The sequence below is a fragment of the Marinomonas flavescens genome, assembly GCF_004352835.1.
Lineage (GTDB): Bacteria > Pseudomonadota > Gammaproteobacteria > Pseudomonadales > Marinomonadaceae > Marinomonas > Marinomonas flavescens.
Window position 1 is genome coordinate 39,551 of sequence record NZ_SJSB01000008.1, and the last position, 21,522, is coordinate 61,072.

Annotated in this window: 18 protein-coding genes; 9 read left to right on the top strand and 9 right to left on the bottom strand. The window is 40.0% G+C overall.

The genetic code is table 11. The features are described from left to right. Nucleotides 1-27 precede the first annotated feature (27 nt). On the bottom strand, nt 28-2,145 hold the full coding sequence (locus tag E0D70_RS09775; protein ID WP_133012102.1) for an alpha-galactosidase: 2,118 nt from the start codon (nt 2,143-2,145) through the stop codon (nt 28-30). A gap of 252 nt (nt 2,146-2,397) precedes the next feature. Between E0D70_RS09775 and E0D70_RS09780 the strand changes: the two genes are divergently transcribed. The 3 genes from E0D70_RS09780 (at nt 2,398) to E0D70_RS09790 (ending at nt 4,887) form a co-directional block, all read left to right on the top strand. Further along, entirely contained in the window at nt 2,398-3,465 is a 1,068-nt protein-coding gene (locus tag E0D70_RS09780; RefSeq protein WP_133012103.1) for a LacI family DNA-binding transcriptional regulator, read from the top strand. Nucleotides 3,466-3,635: 170 nt separating this feature from the next. Next, nucleotides 3,636-4,439: a DUF547 domain-containing protein gene (locus E0D70_RS09785; RefSeq protein WP_133012104.1), complete on the top strand. Its 804-nt coding sequence runs from the start codon at nt 3,636-3,638 to the stop codon at nt 4,437-4,439. Nucleotides 4,440-4,572: 133 nt separating this feature from the next. After that, nucleotides 4,573-4,887, top strand: a complete 315-nt coding sequence (locus E0D70_RS09790) for an NIPSNAP family protein (RefSeq protein WP_133012105.1) — start codon at nt 4,573-4,575, stop codon at nt 4,885-4,887. Between the two features lie 274 nt (nt 4,888-5,161). Here E0D70_RS09790 and E0D70_RS09795 read toward each other — a convergent pair whose 3' ends face one another. From E0D70_RS09795 to E0D70_RS09810, 4 genes are read right to left on the bottom strand one after another with little or no spacing between them, the layout of a single operon-like run. After that, nucleotides 5,162-6,658 (bottom strand): DHA2 family efflux MFS transporter permease subunit, encoded by a 1,497-nt coding sequence (locus E0D70_RS09795; protein ID WP_133012106.1) that lies wholly within the window; start codon nt 6,656-6,658, stop codon nt 5,162-5,164. Between the two features lie 12 nt (nt 6,659-6,670). Further along, nucleotides 6,671-7,855, bottom strand: a complete 1,185-nt coding sequence (locus tag E0D70_RS09800; protein ID WP_133012107.1) for an HlyD/EmrA/EmrK family protein — start codon at nt 7,853-7,855, stop codon at nt 6,671-6,673. A 14-nt stretch (nt 7,856-7,869) separates the two neighbouring features. Then, nucleotides 7,870-9,309, bottom strand: a complete 1,440-nt coding sequence (locus tag E0D70_RS09805) for an efflux transporter outer membrane subunit (protein ID WP_133012108.1) — start codon at nt 9,307-9,309, stop codon at nt 7,870-7,872. Next, nucleotides 9,303-9,791 carry a MarR family winged helix-turn-helix transcriptional regulator gene (locus E0D70_RS09810; RefSeq protein ID WP_133012109.1) on the bottom strand — a complete coding sequence of 163 codons (489 nt, stop codon included), beginning with the start codon at nt 9,789-9,791 and terminating at the stop codon, nt 9,303-9,305. Before E0D70_RS09810 ends, E0D70_RS09805 begins: the two co-directional genes overlap by 7 nt. Nucleotides 9,792-10,565: 774 nt before the next feature. On the opposite strand from E0D70_RS09810, the gene E0D70_RS09815 reads away from it, so the two are divergent. The 5 genes from E0D70_RS09815 to E0D70_RS09835 are packed head-to-tail and all read left to right on the top strand — an operon-like array spanning nt 10,566 to nt 15,068. After that, nucleotides 10,566-11,342 carry an ETEC_3214 domain-containing protein gene (locus E0D70_RS09815; protein ID WP_133012110.1) on the top strand — a complete coding sequence of 259 codons (777 nt, stop codon included), beginning with the start codon at nt 10,566-10,568 and terminating at the stop codon, nt 11,340-11,342. Then, complete coding sequence (locus tag E0D70_RS09820; protein ID WP_133012111.1) at nt 11,339-12,274, top strand: LPP20 family lipoprotein; 936 nt, start codon at nt 11,339-11,341, stop codon at nt 12,272-12,274. The genes E0D70_RS09815 and E0D70_RS09820 overlap by 4 nt, the downstream gene beginning before the upstream one ends. A gap of 15 nt (nt 12,275-12,289) precedes the next feature. After that, nucleotides 12,290-13,336 carry a hypothetical protein gene (locus E0D70_RS09825; protein WP_133012112.1) on the top strand — a complete coding sequence of 349 codons (1,047 nt, stop codon included), beginning with the start codon at nt 12,290-12,292 and terminating at the stop codon, nt 13,334-13,336. A 14-nt stretch (nt 13,337-13,350) separates the two neighbouring features. Next, nucleotides 13,351-13,926 (top strand): LPP20 family lipoprotein, encoded by a 576-nt coding sequence (locus E0D70_RS09830; RefSeq protein WP_133012113.1) that lies wholly within the window; start codon nt 13,351-13,353, stop codon nt 13,924-13,926. Nucleotides 13,927-13,973: 47 nt separating this feature from the next. Further along, entirely contained in the window at nt 13,974-15,068 is a 1,095-nt protein-coding gene (locus E0D70_RS09835; RefSeq protein ID WP_133012114.1) for a transglycosylase SLT domain-containing protein, read from the top strand. A 105-nt stretch (nt 15,069-15,173) separates the two neighbouring features. Here E0D70_RS09835 and E0D70_RS09840 read toward each other — a convergent pair whose 3' ends face one another. From E0D70_RS09840 to E0D70_RS09855, 4 genes are all read right to left on the bottom strand, one after another. Next, a complete protein-coding gene (locus tag E0D70_RS09840; protein ID WP_133012115.1) occupies nt 15,174-16,106 on the bottom strand; it encodes a LysR family transcriptional regulator in 933 nt (310 codons plus the stop codon). Between the two features lie 285 nt (nt 16,107-16,391). After that, nucleotides 16,392-17,339 carry a Bug family tripartite tricarboxylate transporter substrate binding protein gene (locus E0D70_RS09845; protein ID WP_133012116.1) on the bottom strand — a complete coding sequence of 316 codons (948 nt, stop codon included), beginning with the start codon at nt 17,337-17,339 and terminating at the stop codon, nt 16,392-16,394. 94 nt (nt 17,340-17,433) lie between these two features. Continuing rightward, nucleotides 17,434-18,945 carry a tripartite tricarboxylate transporter permease gene (locus E0D70_RS09850; protein WP_133012117.1) on the bottom strand — a complete coding sequence of 504 codons (1,512 nt, stop codon included), beginning with the start codon at nt 18,943-18,945 and terminating at the stop codon, nt 17,434-17,436. A gap of 13 nt (nt 18,946-18,958) precedes the next feature. Continuing rightward, nucleotides 18,959-19,423, bottom strand: a complete 465-nt coding sequence (locus tag E0D70_RS09855; protein ID WP_133012118.1) for a tripartite tricarboxylate transporter TctB family protein — start codon at nt 19,421-19,423, stop codon at nt 18,959-18,961. A gap of 665 nt (nt 19,424-20,088) precedes the next feature. On the opposite strand from E0D70_RS09855, the gene E0D70_RS09860 reads away from it, so the two are divergent. Beyond that, nucleotides 20,089-21,330: an NAD(P)/FAD-dependent oxidoreductase gene (locus E0D70_RS09860; RefSeq protein WP_133012119.1), complete on the top strand. Its 1,242-nt coding sequence runs from the start codon at nt 20,089-20,091 to the stop codon at nt 21,328-21,330. The last annotated feature ends 192 nt before the right edge of the window (nt 21,331-21,522 follow it).

The following is a 21,522-nucleotide window of genomic DNA, read 5'->3' on the forward strand; positions in this document are numbered from 1 at the left end:
GGGTCTAATTTTATTGACCGTGATTTTTTATATTTTTTTTAGGTGAACAATCAGAGCTGACTCTGGGTCCAAAATAGGTAACGTAATGCCGATCTCTCTTAAATTGTCGCCACTAAGCTCTAGCGTTCTATCGAGCCATTTTGGGGCTTGTTTCATGAGCTGGAAGCTGGTTTTTGGCATCTCCACTATTTTTAATTGATAGCGCGCATTAGGGTCTACGTAACTGATTCTCAGTGGTGAAGGCAATGCATGTTCAGGCATGGCTAATTGACAGACTGTGATCAGAAGTTCCTCTTTGTCTTGTTCGTTTGCTCCAACTACGCCATGGATATATTGATTTTTATTGGGCGAATCGATCCGAAAAGCACGGCCAGAATGAAGTAAGTGGCGATATTCTTTGTGCAGTTGAATGTAATGAGCAAAAGCTTGTTTTTCTTCTGCTGTCTCTTTTACTGGGTCTAGCTCGACGCCCATGTGACCGCCTAACGCTGTCACACCGCGCATATTGATGCTGTGACGACGATTAGTGGAGTGACATTCGCCTGGGCCAATGTGTGCCCCCATTACTTCTGGTGGAAAAAAGTAACTCATGCCACGTTGGATGGTTTGACGCTCTAGAGCATCGTTGCAATCTGATGCCCAGAAACGATGAGTTCGCTTTAAAATTTCAAAGTCAATTCGACCGCCGCCAGATGAGCAAGACTCGATCTCCACCGTAGGGTGCGTGGCAGTCAAATCATCAATTAGTTTATACAAGGCCAGTGTTTGGCCACGAACCGCAGCTTTACCTTGATGGCCTGGCTGAACAAGCTCACGGTTCATATCCCATTTTAGATAGCTGATGTTATAACGAGTTAGTAAATCATTGAGTCTGTCATAAAGGTATTGGAAGCACTCTGGATTTTGCAAATCCAAAACATATTGCCAACGACCTGACGGTTGCTGATAGCCTTGCAGCCCAAGTACCCAATCTGGATGGTTGCGGAATAAGTTAGAATCTTGGCTGACCATTTCTGGTTCAACCCATAAACCGAATTCCATGCCCAGTGCATTAACATGGTCAATGACAGGTTCTAAACCTTTAGGGTATTTCTTTTCGTCTAAGTACCAATCTCCCAGCGCCGCGCGCTCGTGATCTCGGCCGATGAACCAGCCATCGTCAATGATAAAGCGCTCTACACCCATTTGAGCGGCTTCGCTTGCCATCTTCATGATGTAGTCAGGGTCATGGTCAAAGTAAATGCCTTCCCAGGTATTCAAGTGCACAGGTCTAGGTTTTTTGGTCGGGAAGGATAAAATATTATTTCGTATGAATTTATGAAAACGTTCTGAAATGCCGTTAAGGCCTTGGTTACTGTATACGCCATATAGCCAAGGTGTTTGGTACGTTTCGTTCTTGTCTAATTGTACTTCTCCAGCAAGCAATAGTTCGCCGGCTTGTACAAAGCGACGACCATCGCTTTTCACATCAGCACGGAGTTGGTGGTTACCACTCCAGCCTAAATGAAAGCCCCATACCATGCCTTGTTGTTCGCTAAAGCCTTGAGCGCCAACAAATATACCTGGGAAGTTTTCGTGAGATGTTCTACCGCGACGGTTTTCTTGCATAAAGCCGCCATGATCAAATGCTTGGCGCTGCGTTTGAAATTCTTGGCACCAGCGTCCTCGAAAGGTAAGTAGCTCGTTTGCGTGGCTTGGAAGCGCCAGTGTCAGGGCGAGTTTATTCAATGTGTAGCTATCAGCAGAAATGTTGCGAACCGTAATACGCTTTTGGAGTACGTCGGAATCATTGTCTAGCAAAACTTCAATGACCATTTCAAGTTTAGCAATGTCGTCTTGTAGGGTAAAAATGGCTTTGTGCTGGTCTGAGTCAATGTGTGTTGTATGAAATACCGGAGCCCAGTCAGCACCAACGCGATGACCCTCAATTCCGGGTGCATTGAAATGACCACTGCCCAATTCTGGACATAAAGACAAGGGAATATCGACGTCAAGGCGGGCCTGGGAAATAGGTCGTTCAGTAGAAAGCAATAGATCAGCATCAATCTGAGAGATACGTGCGCCCCAATGAATTATCTCGGGTACGCGATCCACTTTGATGATGCAGCTATCATTGAGACTGGTTAAATGAATAAATTGATCCATAGTTTTGCTCTCTATGTTTGCGTAAATATTTATATTTATAAGGTCTTGTCAAAATTGATGGGGGAGAGTAGCAAAACGAAAATAAATGATCAATTACTAATATTTATTGATATAAATTGTTCGATATTAGACATATTTTGTTTTTTATAAGATGTTTTAAAATGTTTACGCTATGTTTTCGATAACATTTTTTGTGTTATGGTATCTTTCAAGAATCAAGTTTGAGTTTTAACTGATAAAGGGATCATTGAAATGGCGGTGACATTTAAAGACGTCGCAACGTTAGCTGGAGTTTCGACACAAACGGTTTCGCGAGTAACAAATGGGGCCGATAATGTTACTGATTTGACTCGAGAAAAAGTCAATAAAGCCATTAAAGAGTTAGGGTATATACCCAATAAAAGCGCGCAAATGCTTAGCCGAGGTAAATCTAAAACATTGGGTATTGTCTCTCTTGATATCGCGCTGCATGGCGTTGCCTTAATTGTAAATGGGGTGCGTCAACAAGCTCACGATAATGGCTACGGAACAGTCCTTTCCATTGTTGACAGTGATAATTTTGAACGTATTAAAGATGAAATCAGAGAGCTGCTTTCGCAGCAGGTTGACTATATCGTTGTCAATGTTCCTTTAACCCAATTTATGGCTGAAGAGTTGGTGCACCAATTTCAGCAACTTAACTTTATGTTTATTGATGTCCCTGAAAATACCAAGGTCAATTATGTGTGCGCTGAGCACACAGAAGGGGCTAAAAGTGCGGTCAGACATTTGCTGGCCTGCAAGCGGTCACAGTTTGTATTGATAACAGGGCCTAAAGAATCTACCGGCTCAACATTGAGATATGCAGGTTGGGTAGATGAGTTAAGCAAGAGTCAGAAAGAGGTGGTTGCAACCTACGAGGGTGATTGGGATGCACAAAGTGGTTATTTATCGATTCGAGAGCAAATTGCGAAAAAACGAGAGTTTGATGCCGTCCTTGTTGCGAATGATCAAATGGCGCTTGGTGTCTTATGTGCTTTGAATGAATTTGGTATTCGTGTGCCTGAGCAAGTGTCAGTTGTCGGTTTTGATAACATTAATGACAGTGCTTTTTTTACACCCCCTTTAAGCACAATAGGGCAAAGTTTCGTCGAGTTAGGGCAGCAGGCTGTAAAATTATTGCTTGAACCCCAAGAGACAGTAGAAGGCGAGGGTTATCGACAGTTGATTTTACCTACGCAGTTGATTGTCCGTTCAAGCACGTCTTTGAAAATTGAATTGGGAGACCATAAGCAAGAAATACTCGACTACCTAGATAAAGCTCGTCAATTATTACGATAATCATCGGCTGGATTGAGTGTCTGATTTTTAAGGGTGACATCCGCTATGTGACGATAAAAATTAAGGCCCTCAAAATTAATTTGTAATAAATGAATGGTGTATGACGTCTAATCACTACCATTTACGAGTTCCTTAATAGAGCTTATTCGCAAGGTTTCGAGGCTAAGATCATGAAAAAAATACTATTCTTACTGTTTGTTTTATTAGGGTGGCAAAGTGCTATTGCTAACGCGGCTGAATTTGATCATAAAGAGTGGAATAACCTATTACAGCAAAATGTGTATTTAATTGATGGTGGCCAGGCTAGCGAGGTAGATTATCAAGGTTTTTCTGATAATAAGGCTCAGCTGAATGATTACTTGGCACAGCTATCAAAGGTTAAGCGAGAGCAGTTCGATGCTTGGCCTAAAAATGATCAATTAGCGTTTCTTATCAATGCTTATAACGCGTGGACTGTTTCTCTGATTTTAACCAAATGGCCTGATCTTGAGTCCATTAAAGATCTAGGCAGCTTGTTTAGTTCGCCATGGAGTAAGAAGTTTATTCCTCTATTAGGTGAAAAGCGTTCATTGGATAATATTGAGCATAAGCTTATTCGAGGGTCTGGTCGCTATGATGATCCGCGTATTCATTTTGCGGTTAACTGTGCCAGCATTGGTTGTCCTGCATTAGCGAACCAAGCTTATCAGGGTGACAATGTTGATAGTCTGTTAAATCAACAAACACGCCTTTTCTTGGAAGATCGTAGTAGGAATCATATTAATGGCGGTACTCTTGAGTTGTCCTCTATTTTTAAATGGTATCGAGAAGACTTCGAAAAAGGCTGGCATGGTTATCACTCTTTAGAAGATTTTTTAATCGCTCATGCAAGTGATTTATCGTTGGCTCAAAGTGAAATAGACAAGCTGAAAAGTAAATCTTTAAAAATTGATTTTTTAAATTACGACTGGAATTTGAACAGCAAAGCTCAATAAGAATCAGTCATATTAGTGCGCTGTATGTTGCAGCTAGTTAGGAAATGATAGTGGCGCACTAATAAAATAGTATTGATTTTGATAAAGTTTTTTCTTAAGCATAAAACTGAATTTTGACATATAAGGTTGAATTTTGAAAATTGTAGAACTGCGTGAATATCAAATCAAACCAGGAAAAACAGAGCAATGGCTGAATTGGATGCGAGATGAGCTTTTGCCATACCAACGGTCTAAAGGAATGAGGATTCTTAATACTAGTCATTATCAAGATGATAATGGCGTTGATTTTTTTGTTTGGATGCGTGAATTCGACAGTGAAGAAGATCGCCAAGCAGTATATAAAGAAACATACAATGACTGGTGGACGAACGATGTTCGCCCTAAAGTTTTTGAACTTATAGAAGAAAGTGCGATAAGCGTCAAACTGATGAAACCGCTATCGTTCTAATGAGCTCAATACAGGCACAAAGACAGTGATAAAATAGACCGCCTTTGTGCCACTAGCCTCTAGTGATCGGTTTAAATTGTTCTTTCTATAATCTTCTGCTTTAATAAAATAGGCATTTTTTTGTATTTTAAATAACAATATCAGTAAGTTACATACATTAAGAAAGGTTATTAAAAAGGGTGCGGTATAAGCCCTTTGCTCCGATTAATGAGCAAAAGGCTTAATTGATTTCAAGAAGGTGGTTGTGTGAGGCTTAGCCGACGTATCTCTCTGTCTAATGTCCCCCGATGGCTTTTTTCGTTATGAAAATAAAAGGCGTTAGTAGTAAGAACATAACCATCAGTATGGTAAATAGGTCAATGGTCGACATCATTAAGCCTTGCTCCGTAACTGTCTGGTTAAAGCTCATTAGGCTTTCTGTCGTTGGGTGTTGTAGTTGTTGAGAGACAAGTGGGTTGTAAGGTGATATTTGCTCACTCAAGACTGAGTGGTGAATACTTGAGTTACGAGTCCACATCCATGCAGTAAGGGAGGACGCGAAGCTAGCACCTAATGTACGCACAAAGGTAGAAAGCGATGCTCCGTCTGCTATATCTGGACCATTAAGGTCAGACATTAGAATGGTTGTCATTGGCATGAAGAACAGTGCAATGCCTATCCCCATGAATAATTGAATTAGAGCAATAGTGGCAAAGTCTATGTTCAAATTAAACTGGACTCGTAAATAGCAACTTATGCCAATCACTACAAATGAACCGGCTGCGAGCCAACGCATGTCTAATCGGTGCCCAAACTTACCCAGTAGCGGAGACATAACAAGCGGCAAAATACCCATTGGTGCTGCCGCTAAACCAGCCCATAAGGCGGTATAGCCTAATTGAGCTTGCATCCATTGAGGAAGAATGAGATTTATGCTGAAAAAACCGGCGTAGCCTAAGGTCAGCAAAATAGTACCAATGCAAAAATTACGATTAGCAAATAAACGTAAATTGATCGCAGGATGCTCGTCAGTTAACTCCCAAATAATCATAAATATCAACATGATGGCAGCAAAAATAGCACCAGCGATGATCCACACATTGGAAAACCAATCCAAATCATTGCCTTTGTCTAATACAATCTGCAATGCACCGACACCGAGAGCCATGGCACTAAGCCCTATAATGTCTAGTTTAGGTTTGGTTTTCTGATGAGGGCGCTCTTTTAGTTGCGCTAAAATGACAACAATCGAGAAAATCCCTACAGGAATGTTAATGAAGAAAATCCATGGCCAGCTGTAATTATAGGTTAGCCAGCCGCCCAATATTGGTCCAACGATGGGTCCAACAACGGCAACCATGCCAATTAACGCTAATGCCATCCCGCGTTTTGCTCTCGGAAAAATAGACATTAAGAGTACTTGGCTCATTGGGAAAAGTGGTGCGGCCGATAAACCTTGCAAAGCACGAAATATAACTAACTCAGCCATATTCTGTGAGATACCACATAAGAATGAGGTAGTAATAAAGCTTAATAAGGCCGCAGTATAAAGCTGTACTTCACCGAAGCGCCGACTTAACCAAGAGGTGATAGGTAAGCCTATTGCGTTACAAACGGTGAAAGAGGTAATCACCCATGTTCCTTGGTTAAAACTTACGCCCATATTGCCTGAAATTGTAGGCAAAGATACATTTGCTATGGTGGTATCCAGCACTTGCATAAACACGCCCAGTGCGATGGCGAATACACACAGAGCCATATTAGCGGGGCGAAACCCTTCTTGTTGACTCATAGAAAGCCCTTATTACTTGTTCGTAGAGGCATGGTTTTGAGCATCATTATCATTAATTATTTGACTAATAACCTGTTCCACGCCCTGCATTGTTTTTTGGTAAACGTCGGTTTCAAAGCGAGGTTTTTTAGGGCTAGTTGTCGATAATAATTTGCCCGTGGTGCTGCTTGTGTCTACGTCAACATTCATCGATAAACCAACACGCAAAGGGTGTGCAGCAAGATCATTAACATCTAACTTAATGCGCACAGGAAGGCGTTGAACAATTTTGATCCAGTTTCCCGTCGCATTTTGTGCGGGTAGGATAGAAAATGCACTGCCAGTACCAATGCCTAAGCTTTCGATGGTGCCGTGAAAGACAACGTCATCGCCATATAGGTCACTGATTAACGATACTGGTTGACCTAGACGCATGTCATTTAGCTGTGTTTCTTTGAAATTCGCATCAACCCATACTTCATTAAGAGGAACAACCGCCATTAGTGTAGAGTTTGGTGAAACGCGCTGTCCCAGTTGTACTTGTCTACGAGCCACATAACCGGTGACAGGCGCAACGATTCTTGTGCGTTGTCGAGTTAGATACGCTTGTTTTACATTAGCAATCGCCGATTTAACGATAGGGTGGGTCTCAACGGTTGTGCCAAATATCATTGATTGTTGTGCTCTTAATTGCTCAATGGATACCGCAAGCTGTTTTTTGGCAGAATCGACCATATCTTTTGCATGACTTAGTTCTTCACGAGATAAGCCCCCAGATTTGACCATGGTTTTACGACGATCATAGTCTTTTTGAACTTTATGCAAGGTGATTTTTTGTGCATCTACCACAGCTTCTGCTTGAGCGACATGATTAAACATGGCTCTTACTTGGCGTACCGCTTGAGCCAATTTTGCTTTGGTATCCTCGTAAGCAATGTCGGCATCTGCTTCATCAAAACGAACCAATACCTGACCTTTTTTTACAAAATCTCCATCATCAACCGTGATGTGCGTTACGGTACCGGTAGTCTCTGGTGTGATAGAAACGATATTGCCTTTAACATAAGCATCTTCTGTTGTTTGATTGCCAACAACATATGTTTCGTAATATCCACTTATTCCAATTGCGCCTAATACGATAATGACGAGAAGGATTATTAGGCTTTTCTTACGTTTGCTTGTATTTGGTACCACTGTGTTTTCGTCGTTGTTTTGCATAGTATTATTCACCATTAATTTTTAGAGACTGTGGCCGTTTGACCATCCCAAAAACCGCCACCTAGGGCTTCAATAAGAGCAACTTGTTGTTCTTGCTGTTGATTTTTCAAAAGAGTTAGTGCTGATTCTGCTTGCAATAATTGGTTTTCAATGAGCAAAACCTCTAGTTGGCTGCCGACTCCGGATTGGTAGCGCTTTTCAGTGATATCATAGCTTTTAGACGCTAATAGAACGCTTTGCTGTGCGTCTTTTAATTGTCTTTTGACCGACTTAATGGTTAAAACACTGTCTGTTATGTCACCAAATGCTTTTGATATCGTCTTGTTGTATTGTGCGACAGCGGCATCATAAGAGGCGGTTTGATCAATCAAATTTGCTTTTAGTCCTTTAGAGAATAAAGGCAAAGAAATTGCTGGGCCAACACTCCAAGAACGACTTGGCTCACCAAACATTGAATCTCCTAATACCGCTTTAAAGCCAGCACTGGCATTTAAGTTCACATTAGGATAAAAACGGGTTTTGGCAACTTTAATGTTTTTGCTCGCCGCTTCAATACGCCATTTTGCGGCAACAATATCAGGCCTGTGTGACATTAAATTAGCAGGAAGCTGTTGAGGTAGGTTTAGCTTTGACCCCATATGGATGCTTGGACGATGAATCTTTTGGGCGATATCAGGGCCTTGTCCAATTAATGTTGCTAAAGCATTTTTTAATAGCTGAACCGTCAAAATTCGTTGTTTCAATTTTTGTTTTGACGATGCTTCATTGCTTTGTGCTGTATAGAGGCGGTCATCTGACGTCAAACCGCTTGATAATAGTTTTTGAGTGATCCCAACAATGCGCTGGGTTCGTTTAAGGTCTTCTTTTGCAAGATCTTCAAGTGAATAGGCGTTTGCTAACTTAATATAGGTGCGAATAATCGCGGATGACAAATTGATTTTTGCAGATTGATGATCTATCACCGCTGCTTTTTGACCGTTCACACTTGCGATCCAGGCGGCTTTATTGCCTCCCCATAAATCAAAAGAGTAGCTCATGTTTAGACCAAGATTATAAAGGGTGCCATATTGGCTTCCTTGATAGGTGTAATCTTCGGATCTTGATAGGCGAGAACGAGTGGCGCCCGCATTAGCTGAAATGGCAGGATCAAACTTACTGTCTGCCGCCATTACAAAAGCAGAGGCTTTTTCTAACTTTGCATTAGCTAATTGAATATCAGGGCTGTGTTTTAGTGCTTGTGCAATGAGCTCATTAAGTTGAGTATCTTCTAGCGATAGCCACCAAGATTGTGTTGGCCAATTCGCAGAATACAGTCTTTTTGTTTCTAAGTTACTTGCGTGAGCGGCGATTGATTTATCTGCCAGCGTATTGTGCGTTTTAATACTGGAAGGTGGCGCGCAACCATAGAGGAGACACAGCGACACATAGGTTGTGACTTTTGCCAGCTTTAACATTTAGCGTCCTCTTTATTACATATAGGAAATTCATCGGATAGAAAAGCATCTACAATTTTGCTTAAGCAATGTTGTAAGTTTTGTTTTTCTTTAGCACTTAAGCATTCTGTTAATTTATCAATCGCATTATTAGCTAAAGGAATGGCTCGAGATGCCACTGTCTTACCTTTGTCTGTTAACTCTATTAATGTCGATCGACGATCGTTTGGGTCAGCCATTCTTTTAATGAGGTCTTTTTTCTCTAAACGATCGAGCATGCGAGTGATTGCACTGCTGTCGACATTGAGCGCTTTGCCTATGTCAGAGGATCGCTGATTTTTATTAAAAAAAAGAGTAAACAGAACTTTGACTTGGCTTGACGTTATTTCTTCTACGGCTAAATATTGGTCGAGAAAGCGATCTTTTATTTGAGCGCTTTTACCTAACAAAAAGCCAAGATTGGTCAACAGCGTTTCATCTATTGAGTGATTTTTTGGCAGCATGACTAACCTTGTGACTAAAATTAAATTTACTTGTCTATGCAACTAATGCATAGGCAATTAAATCATCGCAATCTAGGTTTCGACTGTCAATAAGTAAAATAAGAACTTAATGTGCAGAAAGATGTTTGAAGAATTTATGGATATTTCGAGGTTATTTAAGAAGGGTATGAGGTGCTATTGAGGATACGTGTGATAAGAGGAACCAGTAAATTTTTTTGAATACATAATTTAATATTATTCATCTCATAAAAATGGAAAAAAGTAACGGTACTTTTACGTTTTACTAAACATGCTATAACCATAGATACAGACTAAAAAGTGGATCTACTTAATGTGAGTGCATTGCATGTAGGTTATAGGGATCAAAGTGCATATTTAAGTAATATATGATCTTTGATGTCATTTTTTAGCTCAATTAACGACCAGTTCGAGGTTTTTTTGTGATTTAAATAACAACATTTTTTTTAAAAATGTCATATGAATTTGGTTATTTAGCTAAATTTATAACTCTAAGTTGTGTTGTCTTTGCCAATCTTTGTAAACGCTTAGTACGTTATTTTTTCAAGTCAACATTCTAGTGTTGTAGTGCTATAGCTCATCAATCAAAATTCCTAATAAATTGAGTCTGATCAAAACTAATTGTTTTAATTGCTATTTTTTAAGTAAAAAAATGACAATTTAGTCAATTAAACCCTAGTTTTGTGTTGATTTGTGAAACGTAAATGTAGTTTAATTCGGAATACTTACAAATTAACACGGAATGTTTACACAAAAATGTATCAGCCTTCTACTCAAAAAACTTCTTTTTATAAGCGTGCACAGGCTATTACTGTTTTAATTGCCTCTGTAATGATCTCTTTTGGATCATGGAACGATACAAAAGAGCTATTAACTGAAGTCTACGATAGTGGTATTAGTAACTTCACAAATAATGTTGAATTTTCTCACCTGGATAATGTGAAGTTTGGTGGCAACCTAGATTTTATGGAACAAACTTTTGGCATTGCTAAAGTCATAAAGCATTCTACGACGGCACCTAATCTTGAATATCGATACTATACAGACCGTAAATACATTCTAGCTGTTGCTACTCAAAAAAAACGCATTATTGCATATCAAGTAGTTAGTTTGAATAGTGCTTTTGATCCGTCCTTGCCATTTTCAACACTCAAATTGGGTTCGTTTTCTTACTCTAAGTACGCAGACAACTTTGATGAATTTCGCCTAGACAGCGCTAATATTACTTATTACATGGAGTCTCATTCATTAGGCCGAGCGGGGTTGTTCTTGAATGAATATCTAGCTTATGTAGGTTATGGTGCTGAGTACTCCGAGTCCAAAAAATCTATATCGGTTAATAAACAGACAATAGGTGACCTAGATAAAGCACTTCTTGAATCTAATAAAACCAACATCAAAATATTACTGAAAAAATTACGAAATGACATTCGACCAAATGTCTTTGTTATTGGTGATATAGATGCACCTACCGCAGCTGATATGTTGCTTACCCGTTATGAATATGCCGTTTATTTTAAGGACCAACTATGAGGTTTTTTTTATTTTTGGCACTTAGTTTATTGCTTACTGCATGTCAAAGTATGAAAGAGTCGGCGCCTGACTGGTGGACGTCACCGCAGGCAGACAGCGAGCAATGGATATATGGGGCGGGTGAAGGTTACAACTTAAGCCAAGCTACCCAGCAAGCTTTAGCAAATATAGCGGGAAAATTGAAGACAGAAATTAGTGCCTCTCTTTCGAGAAGAACCCAAGAAACAAATGTAGCGATGGATGACTACGTTGACCGACAGCTTAAATCGTCTGTCGCGACGGTTTCTCTTAGTCATTATGAAACACTTAAAACGGCTGTTTCGGGAAATAATACCCTTACTCTTATCAGGGTAGATCGTGCTGCTTTAGCAAAGGAGTGGTCACGTCAGTATGACTCCATAAGCGGTGATGTCCGTGGATTATTATCAGATAAGCAAGATAATCCTTTTCAGTGGTGGCTAAAAGCCAAAGCTCTTATCCCAGTAGCACGAACCGGGGATCAACTAGCGGTATTTTGGTCGGGTCTAATGAATCAGACAAAAAATAGTCATCTTGAAGATGAGATTAATTTTGCAATAGCCAAAAGAAAACCAAGTGTTCAGCTTATTGGTTCTCAAACAACTATCAACCAAGCTATTCAATCTAGTTTATTGGATGAAGGGCTTCGTATAGGCCGATGTCGAACTTGTGATATCACGATAAAATATTCTACTCATTTTAATACTGACACTTTGTTTGGGCAGAGTGTGGTGAATATGATTTTTGCGGGAACGCTAACGGATCGTGACGGCGAGGTGTCTTCAGCTCGCTGGAACTTAAGAGCTTCTTCTGCTTCAGGTGCATCAGTGGGGAAAAAAGCCACACTGATAATGGCTGTTCAGAAGGTCAAAAGTGAAGGCCTATGGAAGGCCTTCGGTATGGAAACTAACTAGGTAGAGTCTTTAACTATGTTCAAGAGAAAACTTTTAGCTGCTGTAAGTATCATTGGTGTATTAACACTTACAGGTTGTTCATCATTAGATGTTGCTCACACAGAGCACGTTTCTGCACCTGTTTCTGAATTTAGTCCGTCAAAAGCACAATTGACAGCTCAAATGAAAGGGCATGGCAATAAAGTCATTATTGTTCCTGTTGAGTACAGTGCTGCTGCAGGTAAATACTTTGTTGATGAAGTTTATGATGACTTAACTCAGAGAGTAATGAAGTCTGAAAATACTGTTGTTGATCGTAAGTTAGCATTAAAGCTTAAAGATGAACTTATCGCAGCAGAGAAATCTGGTAAATTCCGTACCAATGGTCCTTCTGTTGCTGATATTGCCTTGCTGACAAAAATTGTCGGTCTGAATACCACTAGTACATTTTACAAGTCACGAACTTGGACTGATAGCAAAGGTAAGCGTCAAACTACGGATGCTTTCTGTAAGTTTTCTTCAGAAGCAAAATTGTTTGTACGTGCCTATCAAATGCCATCTATGGAGCTAATTAATACTTATGAATATGATGGTTCAGAAAGTTTCAATAGCGATACTCGTGACTCTCGATGCCCTATTTCTAATGCGCAAATGCGTAGTTTAGACAGTAAAGCGTTAGCGGATGCTGTTAAATCTGGGTCTTTCAAAACAATAAACGATTTGGCGCCAGAATCTTATGTTATAGAGCGACGCGATGAAATTGGTAAGCCACATGGAACAAATTCTTTATTCCAAGTGACGATAGGAAAACGACAAGGCGCTGTTGATGGCGCTACAGTTAAGTTTTATCACAAAGAGAAAGAAGTAACTCCCATTACTAATGAAGTTCGAATTCAAAATATATTAGTAGGTGAGGGGAAAGTGATTAAGGATAAAGCAGCTGTAGGTTCCTATGTGCATGTCTCTGATGAAGCTGTTATTAACAAAATTATGATTGGTGATGTTGCAAAATTAGATCATGGTAAGTGTGAGGCTGGTGAATACGAAGTTCTCGGTTCTTGTGTGAAAGTTCCAGGTTTATAAGTGAGTATTATTAAATGAAATTAATTAACATTGCATTTGTTGCTGCTTCAGTTGCTGTTTTAGCTGGTTGTAGTTCTACACCAAGTACTTTTGCTAACTGCTCATACCCAGATAGCCCAGGTACGGCAGCTCCTGCTTGGATTTGTAGCCAACCTTTTGAAGGTCTTGAGTTGCAAGCGGTTGGTTTTTCGAAAAAAATGGCATCAGGGCCTGGTGTGATGAGAGATGTTGCTGGCTCTGAAGCTCGTAGCCGACTTGTGTCTGCTTTCTCAAGTGATGTGAACAGTCGATTGTCCCGTGTTACAAAGGACAGTACAGTAGATAGTAAAAATACTAACTCTGATGTGACTGAGCGTGTTCAAAAAACGCTAGCAACGATGACACTGCAGAGAGCACGTGTTTATCGTACACAATTTAGTCCTGAAGGTAATTTGTATGTGCTTGTTGGTCTAAATAAAGAAGCTTATAAAGCCAATGTTGATAGTGTCGCAAAAACAGCGATTGGTCAGGATTCGCCTGAGTTGTACCAGAAATTTTTGGCTAAAGAAGCGGATAGTTCGCTTGATGATGTCCAAAAGAAAATAAATTGATACTCGGTTAAAAGGAGGCTTCGGCCTCCTTTTTTTAGGTGTGAAAAATGAAAAAAATTTATGTAATTTTACTTGCTCTTATAATTTTTCCGGTTAATGCTCAGAGCTATAACGAATGGAAACTGAGCCAACAGGAAAGTTATAAAAATTATAAGCAAAGTTATTTAGCTAGATACAGTGCCTATAAGCAAGAAGTGACTAAAAAATGGGGTGATTATACAAAACTATCAAGTCCTCATGATTATATTTTGTACAAAAAAGATTTTGATCAAAGAGTAGTATTGGATTATGAAAATAACCAAATAATCCTTGAATCATTAGATGGTAGTGGACTTGATATACACAAAGCATTGTCGCAATTAGCAAACACTTCTGTGGGTAAGGCGTTGGCCACAGATCCCGTATTGCCAGCGTTAAATGGGAATACAGAGACAGATAGTTTGCTTCAGAGCATAGCTGGCGTAAATGATATTGGGACATTAATAAAAAAAGCATCCATTAAGAGGGAAACGATAGCTACTGGTGGGTCAAACAGTAAAAGCGTAGACCAGATAAAAATCAGTTTACCTGCACAGATGGTAGTAAAGCGGGCGGAACCATTTTTTCCCGTTGCTACCGAGATGTCTCAAAAGTTTAATATCGATCGAAGCTTAATTTTAGCTATTGCGCAAACAGAATCTAGTTTTAATCCTTTAGCTCAATCGCCAATTCCTGCTTTTGGGTTGATGCAAATTGTTCCCGATTCAGCAGGGAAAGACGTTAACGTTCAGCTTAATAATAAGAGCAGTAGCCCTAACGTCGATACGTTGTTTCAGCCAGATAAAAACATTCGTTTTGGTGCAGGATATCTGCATATATTGAATAGCCGATACCTTAAAAATATTAAAGATGATAGAAGTCGTCTTTACTGTACTATCGCGGCGTACAATACTGGCGCAGGTAATGTAGCAAGTGTTTTTCATCCTCAGAATAAACGCTCATTAGCTGGTGCTGTCGAAGAGATTAATCAGCTTTCTCCAGATGAAGTGTATCAAAAACTGATTACCAAGCTTCCTTATCAAGAAACCAGAACCTATTTGAAAAAAGTATATAAAGCCCAGCAACAGTATAAAAAATTAGAGTTGGTTACTAAGCCAATCTAGTGCTCACTCAATGAAATAGAAATTAATGAGTTTTAATAATCGCACAAGGTAATGCTACCTTGTGTGATTTCTGTGCTAAATCTCTGACCCATAATAATCTCAGTTTCACTTTCCCCAGCTTAAAAACTGTTCTGGTTGTTCAAGTATATTTTCCACTCGCTGTTGTAGTAATTTAGCAAATTCCATTGTGATCATAGACGATGGTGTTTCTGAAGGGAGTATAAGGCCGATCCGAAGGGCTACATCAGGTTTGAAACGTCGAAAGACGACTTTTCCTGGTGCGGCATAGCTGGTGTAACTAATGGCTGAAATAGGATCCACGATAGAAACACCTAACCCACGCTCAACGAATTTTAGGGCAGGGGTAAAGAATCGGGTTTGTAGCCTTACATTCATTTGATAACCACCTTGATCGAAGAGTTGTATGAGGTCTCGAAAAATCATGTGGTCTGGATACAGTGTAATCATAGGTTCTGCATCGAGCATTTCTAATGTGATAACGTCATGTATTGCTAACGGATGTTCTGCAGGTAAAGCGCACACACAAGGTAGATCAAATATGCGATTTTTCTCAATTTTAGGTTGGTGTGTAGAAACCTCTGCAAAGCCTAAATCGTATTGGTTGGAAGCGACCCAAGTGGCAATGGCTTCTGATGTTCTGGTTTGTAGAGACACTTGTATTTTGGGGTGCTCTTCTAGAAAATCAGCCAAAATATCTGGAATAAAAAAGCTCGATGGGCCGGGCATGCAGCCAATTCGAAGAAAGCCATATTGTTTATTTTGGATATCTTTAACGGTTAAATTTACATCTTGTATGCGTGAGAATATCGACTCAACTTCTTTGTATAAATAATGAGCTTCGGGTGTTGGATAGAGTCGTTTCTTATGGCGTTCGAATAGCTGGAACCCAATATCCTCTTCCAATGAGCTGATCATCATACTGACAGCGGGCTGGGTTCTGAATAATTGTTTAGCGGCCTGAGAAATGGAACCACTCAACATGACTGCACGAAAGACTTCCATCTGTTTAAGGTTCATTTCATTGCCTTTGAGTATAAGTTTGGGTAGATGTAAAAAGCTTTGTAAATAGTGGCTTACGTAAAAATATAACCTAAAACGAGGCTTTATGTTTGTTATAGGTTCTCAAAAATGCATTACGTTGCGGGATATATTAGCAGTATTTATGCCATAAGCTGGAGAAAATCGTGTTTTTTATAGTGAAAATTGAGTTGGTTTTTTATGGTTAGTAGAATTGGCAAAACGTTTGAGAAGGTGGGTAGCAGTGCCTAATGATTAGACACTGCTATAGGGTATTTTTAAGTGTTATTTCTTCGCTTCAGCAGCGGCTGTTTTCATAATGCCGTAAGTCGTTTTCATATCAGCAATCCATTCAGGACCGTGACGGAAGTCCATTGTCGCACCAATGTTTTTATATTGTGCTATGACTTCAGGGTCTTTCATTGCTTTAGCGGTTGCAGCAGTCAATCGGTCAATAACTTCTTGAGGCACGCCTTTAGGTGCAAATATACCTGACCAACCTTCAAAGCTTCCTTTGATTCCATAGTCTGCAAACGTAGGAACATTTGGGTATTCAGCCATTTCTTTGTTCATCACAAGGACACGAGCGCGACCTGCGGCAACGTGAGGGCCAAACGCTGGAGGGAAGGCTACGGCTGAATCTATATGGCCACCAACAAGAGAAACCATAGATTCAGCAGAACTTTTTGCATTCACATATCTTGGTTTGTAGCCGGATTCTTTAGCAATAATTTCAGCTAGAATCGTGCCTGAAGAAGAGGCGCCCCAAGATCCTTGAGTAATCGTATTGTTTTTTGCATTTGCTACGAATTCAGGAAAGGTTTTATATGGGCTGTCTGCAGCAACGATGACACCTAGTGGAACAGACGTCATTTTAACAATAGGTGTGAAGCTATCAAAACTGTATGGAGCCTTACTAAAATTAGGGGTTACTAGCATGTTGCTTAACCCTGCATTTATTAGTGTGTACCCATCTTTTCTTGCGCGAGCAACATACGATGTACCAATAATGCCACCGCCGCCAGATTTATTAATGACTACCACAGGAACACCTAAGTCTTTTTCTACCGCTTTAGCCCAGATTCGAGTGGTTAAATCTGAATCGCCACCAGCACCCCAAGGCACAATCACGTTGATTGGCTTGTTTGGGTAAGCTGCCATTACCGCGCTAGACGCTAATGATACTGCTAAGGTTGTAGAAATAACGGTTAATGCTTTTTTAAAGTTTTTCATACAGTTTTCCTTTTGTTTATCGTTGTGTTTATAGTTTTTGTGATTAACTCTGGCTATAAATAGCTCTTTTTAATGCCTGATAGACTTGCTCTTATTAAGCTGTCTTCCCTTTAGGTAGTCCCACTGGTTTCTTGCGCATACGAACACTGGAAATAACAGAGAGTATGGAAAGTATGATAAAGACCCATGAAAAAGGTGATGTGAATAATTGCCAATAATCCGTTCCAACAATGGACATCGCCTGATCTAAATTCTGTTCAAAAAATGGTGTTAAAATAAATCCGATGATGAAAACAGCAGGGTTTAAACCAACTAATCTCATGCCGTAACCTATAATGGTGAAGGCAATTAGGACTATAATATCGTCCATATTTTGACCGGTGGTATAAGCGCCAGTAAAAGCAAATGCGGTGACACAAGGGAAAATATAGTATTGGCGTAATGAGGCAACTTTAATGAAAAACTTAAAGCCGGCACGAGCAATTACCAATAGGAATAGGTCAGTAAGCAGAAAACCTGCAAAGATCGCGTAGATTGTTTGAGTGTGCTCAAAGAAAATCATCGGTCCAGGTGTTAGGCCATGGATCAAAAAAGCCCCCATCAGAAGGGCGGCTACATCATCCCCAGGTATGCTTAATGTCAGCATCGGAATCATACTAGACCCACAGACTGCATTGTTTGCTGACTCTGCAGCGGCTATACCTTCGACGGACCCTTTACCATATTCTTCAGGTTTTTTAGCCGTACGTTTTGCTTCACTGTAAGCCAGAAAAGCCGCAGGGCTTGATCCTAACCCAGGCAATGCGCCAACAAAGGTTCCTATCGCTGAAGATTTTAGAATAGTCTTAAAAACAGCTCTAAACTCTTTAAAACTAAGTCGATTATCTTCAGGATTTGGGGAGCGTGTGATCGTTAATTTGTTTTGAGGGTCTTTACGCCTACGGATGACATTAAACACCTCAGGCATAACTAAAATGCCGATTAACATTGGTGTAAAGGTGAATCCCCCCATCAATTCTGTATAGCCAAATGTGAAGCGTGAAGCGCCAGTAATGGAGGACATTCCTACCATGGAAAATAGCATGCCTAAACAGCAAGAGAGTAGTCCGCGAGGAATCGATTCACCGGCCATAGTGCCAATAATCGTGAATGCAAAGAGTAGTAAAAATACTTTCTCGATCGGGCCCGCTTGAAGGGAGATCAAAGAGAAGGGGGCGGCAATCAGGATCAGAACAATAGTGGCTAGCATTTCACCAGAAACCGAGGCAAAAAGCGACATGTCCAGTGCTTTACCCGCTTTACCCGCTTTGGTTAGTGCGTGCCCATCTTGCGCGGTCAAAAATGAAGCCGCTGCACCTGGAGTGTTCAGTAATATGGCAGAAATGGAGCCACCATAGATACCTGCCTTATAGACCGCCAGCAATATGGTGATACCCACAATAGGACCTAAGTAAAAAGTCATTGGGAGAATCATAGCGATCGCCATAATGGCAGAAATACCAGGTATCGCACCAAAAATTATACCAACAATAACACCAGCAATAATGCCTAAAATCGGACCTACTGCGAAAACTAGGCCAAAGCCGCTAATAATATTATCAAACATCTTGACGTTTCCTTTATAGAGTCCAAGTGGGGAGGTAGACTCGTAGAAATATTTTAGAGCCGTAAAATATTAATAAAGAGGTGGCGATAGACATGGTAATAATAGAACCCCATCTTCGACCTCCAAGAAGCACTGCAACGGCGATCATGATAAAGGGAGTTGATATCAAAAATCCCAAGTAAAGCATTGCTATCCAGTAGGTAATTAATATTCCGATATAAATGAAAACACCCGATAACCCTTCAGTCGGGATGATCTCGTTGGCTGTTATTTCAGTGTGTTTGGTTAATTTCATCAAGGATTGAATGGCAATCGTTAGTGAAAAAATAATAATTAAACACGCGGCAAATCTAGGTAAAAACATAGAGCTTAAATTGCTTTCAGCGCCGCCTTCTACCAAATTATTATCCGTTAAGATTATTGCTGAAATAATAATCAAAAAGGTTGATAGATATATATCAATTTTTCTTCTGTCCATTTTTCGACCTTAATACATCATGTTTTTTTGTTTTGAAGAGCTTTATTGTCACTCTGCATTGTTTTGGCTGGGCAGTGATGCCAAATTACTTATTTTTTTCTTAGTATCGAGTCTACATAAACGGAATTTAGATACAATTCGGAAAAATGTTTGATTATATAAGTTTTTCTTATGTTTTTTGGGTGGCGTTGCAATATTGCTTCCTTACTTTTCTATCCCGTTGCTGGATAACTAATGAGACGTTTTGAATTTCTTGTGAGATGAGAGTGACGCAGGGATGAAACAATTGGAGGGCCTATTTATGCTTACTATTTGAGATGAACGGTATAATTATACAAGATAGGGTGATTTCAAGCCTTATGTTAGTAAGCGAAATCAGTAAAAATGCATTCACGATACCCTTCACCAACAATGTCTTCGCTGTCGTAATAAGTGGCTTTAAGTTTCTAAAGCCACTTTCTAAGGTCAAAGGTCACCTTAACAATCCGTTTATACTCCATCTAATGCTTTAAACATAAGAAAATCTAATCAACTGTTAAATATTTGCGATTTGTAATGATGATTATCAGAGCAAATAATAGCGAACGCTCTATTTTTAGAATAACTAAATTGGTATCGATGGCGTTTAATTTTTAGGGGGCGGTGATATTCATCGCAAAGTGAGTATGCAAGATAAACACATTGGAATATTGGGCGCTGGTATTGTAGGGCTTTCAACGGCGCTTTATCTACAAAAAGCCGGGTATAGAGTGACAATAATTGATAAACAGGCACCTGGGATGGGAACGTCTTTTGGTAATGCTGGCTTATTTGCTGATTATGCACGCCTGCCATTTGCTAAGTTTTCAATGATGCGAAAAGTCCCTGGAATGCTAATGGATAAAAATGGCTCCTTGTCCATTCAAGGGAGCTACCTTCCACATATAATGTCCTATGGATACGAATTTACCAAAGCTTGCTTTAAGGGGAAATATACTCAAGGCAAAGCTGCCATGAGGTTTCTTCAGGAGCGAAGCGTTGAAGCGGATCAAGAGCTTATAGGGCTTACTGGTGCGCAAGACTTGATACGATCTGAGGGATGTTTGGGGCTTTTTTCAACGACTGAAAACTTTGTCAAAGCTCAAAAAGGTGATCTAAAAGAACGTGAAGATCAAGGTGTAAACATGAGCTTTGTTAGTGCTGATGAAGCACAAGAAATGGAACCTGATCTTGCTCGATTTCACTCTGGTGGAGTCTTTTATCCAGACACGCGATTTACTATCAGTCCTATCGAATTAAGTCGTCAGTATGCAAATTACTTTATAAGTAATGGTGGCAGTATTCAGCAAGATGAAGTGATTGCTTTGTCGCCTAGAGAAAGTGATGTGTCTGTCCATTTAAGCGATACAACGATGAGCTTTGATGAAGTCGTGGTATGTGCCGGGCTAGCCTCAAAAACTATCTTGTCTCGTTTGGGTGTGAACATTCCGATGGTGAGCGAACGCGGTTACCATTTGGCGTTAAATGCAGGGCCTAAAAAATTGACTCGTCCTGTTGGTTGGCTAGACAAAGCAATCTTTATGACGCCAATGGAAGACAGTATTCGTTTAGCTGGTATGGCTGAGTTTGCATTTGAAAACGCTCCAATAGTTGAGCCGCGTTTAGATACGCTGCTTCAACACGCTAATGTGATGCTAGGTAATGACTTACAAGTCAATTCGACTTGGGTTGGAAGTAGGCCGTCGACACCGGATTCATTACCTGTTATTGGCCCCTTAAAGGGATACCCAAGAGTTAAGGTGGCTTTTGGGCATGGTCACTTAGGGCTTACTTTTGGTGCCATTACTGGAAAACTTATTAGTCATTGCATTCAGAACCCAGAAAATACAGATAATCTTAAGCCATTTTTGGCGGAGCGATTTGGTTAAAGTATCGACATGATTTAATGCTCTAGCTTTCTGATCGGCCGTGAAACCACTTTTCTAAAGTGGTTTTCTTTTATGGAAATCTAAAAAAATCAAATTAATCAATAAATTAGAGTGGACTTATACTAATTCTAAACTGGACCTATGAAGCATTTTTGCTTCTTCCTACACTGTAAAGCCTAAACACAACTGAAT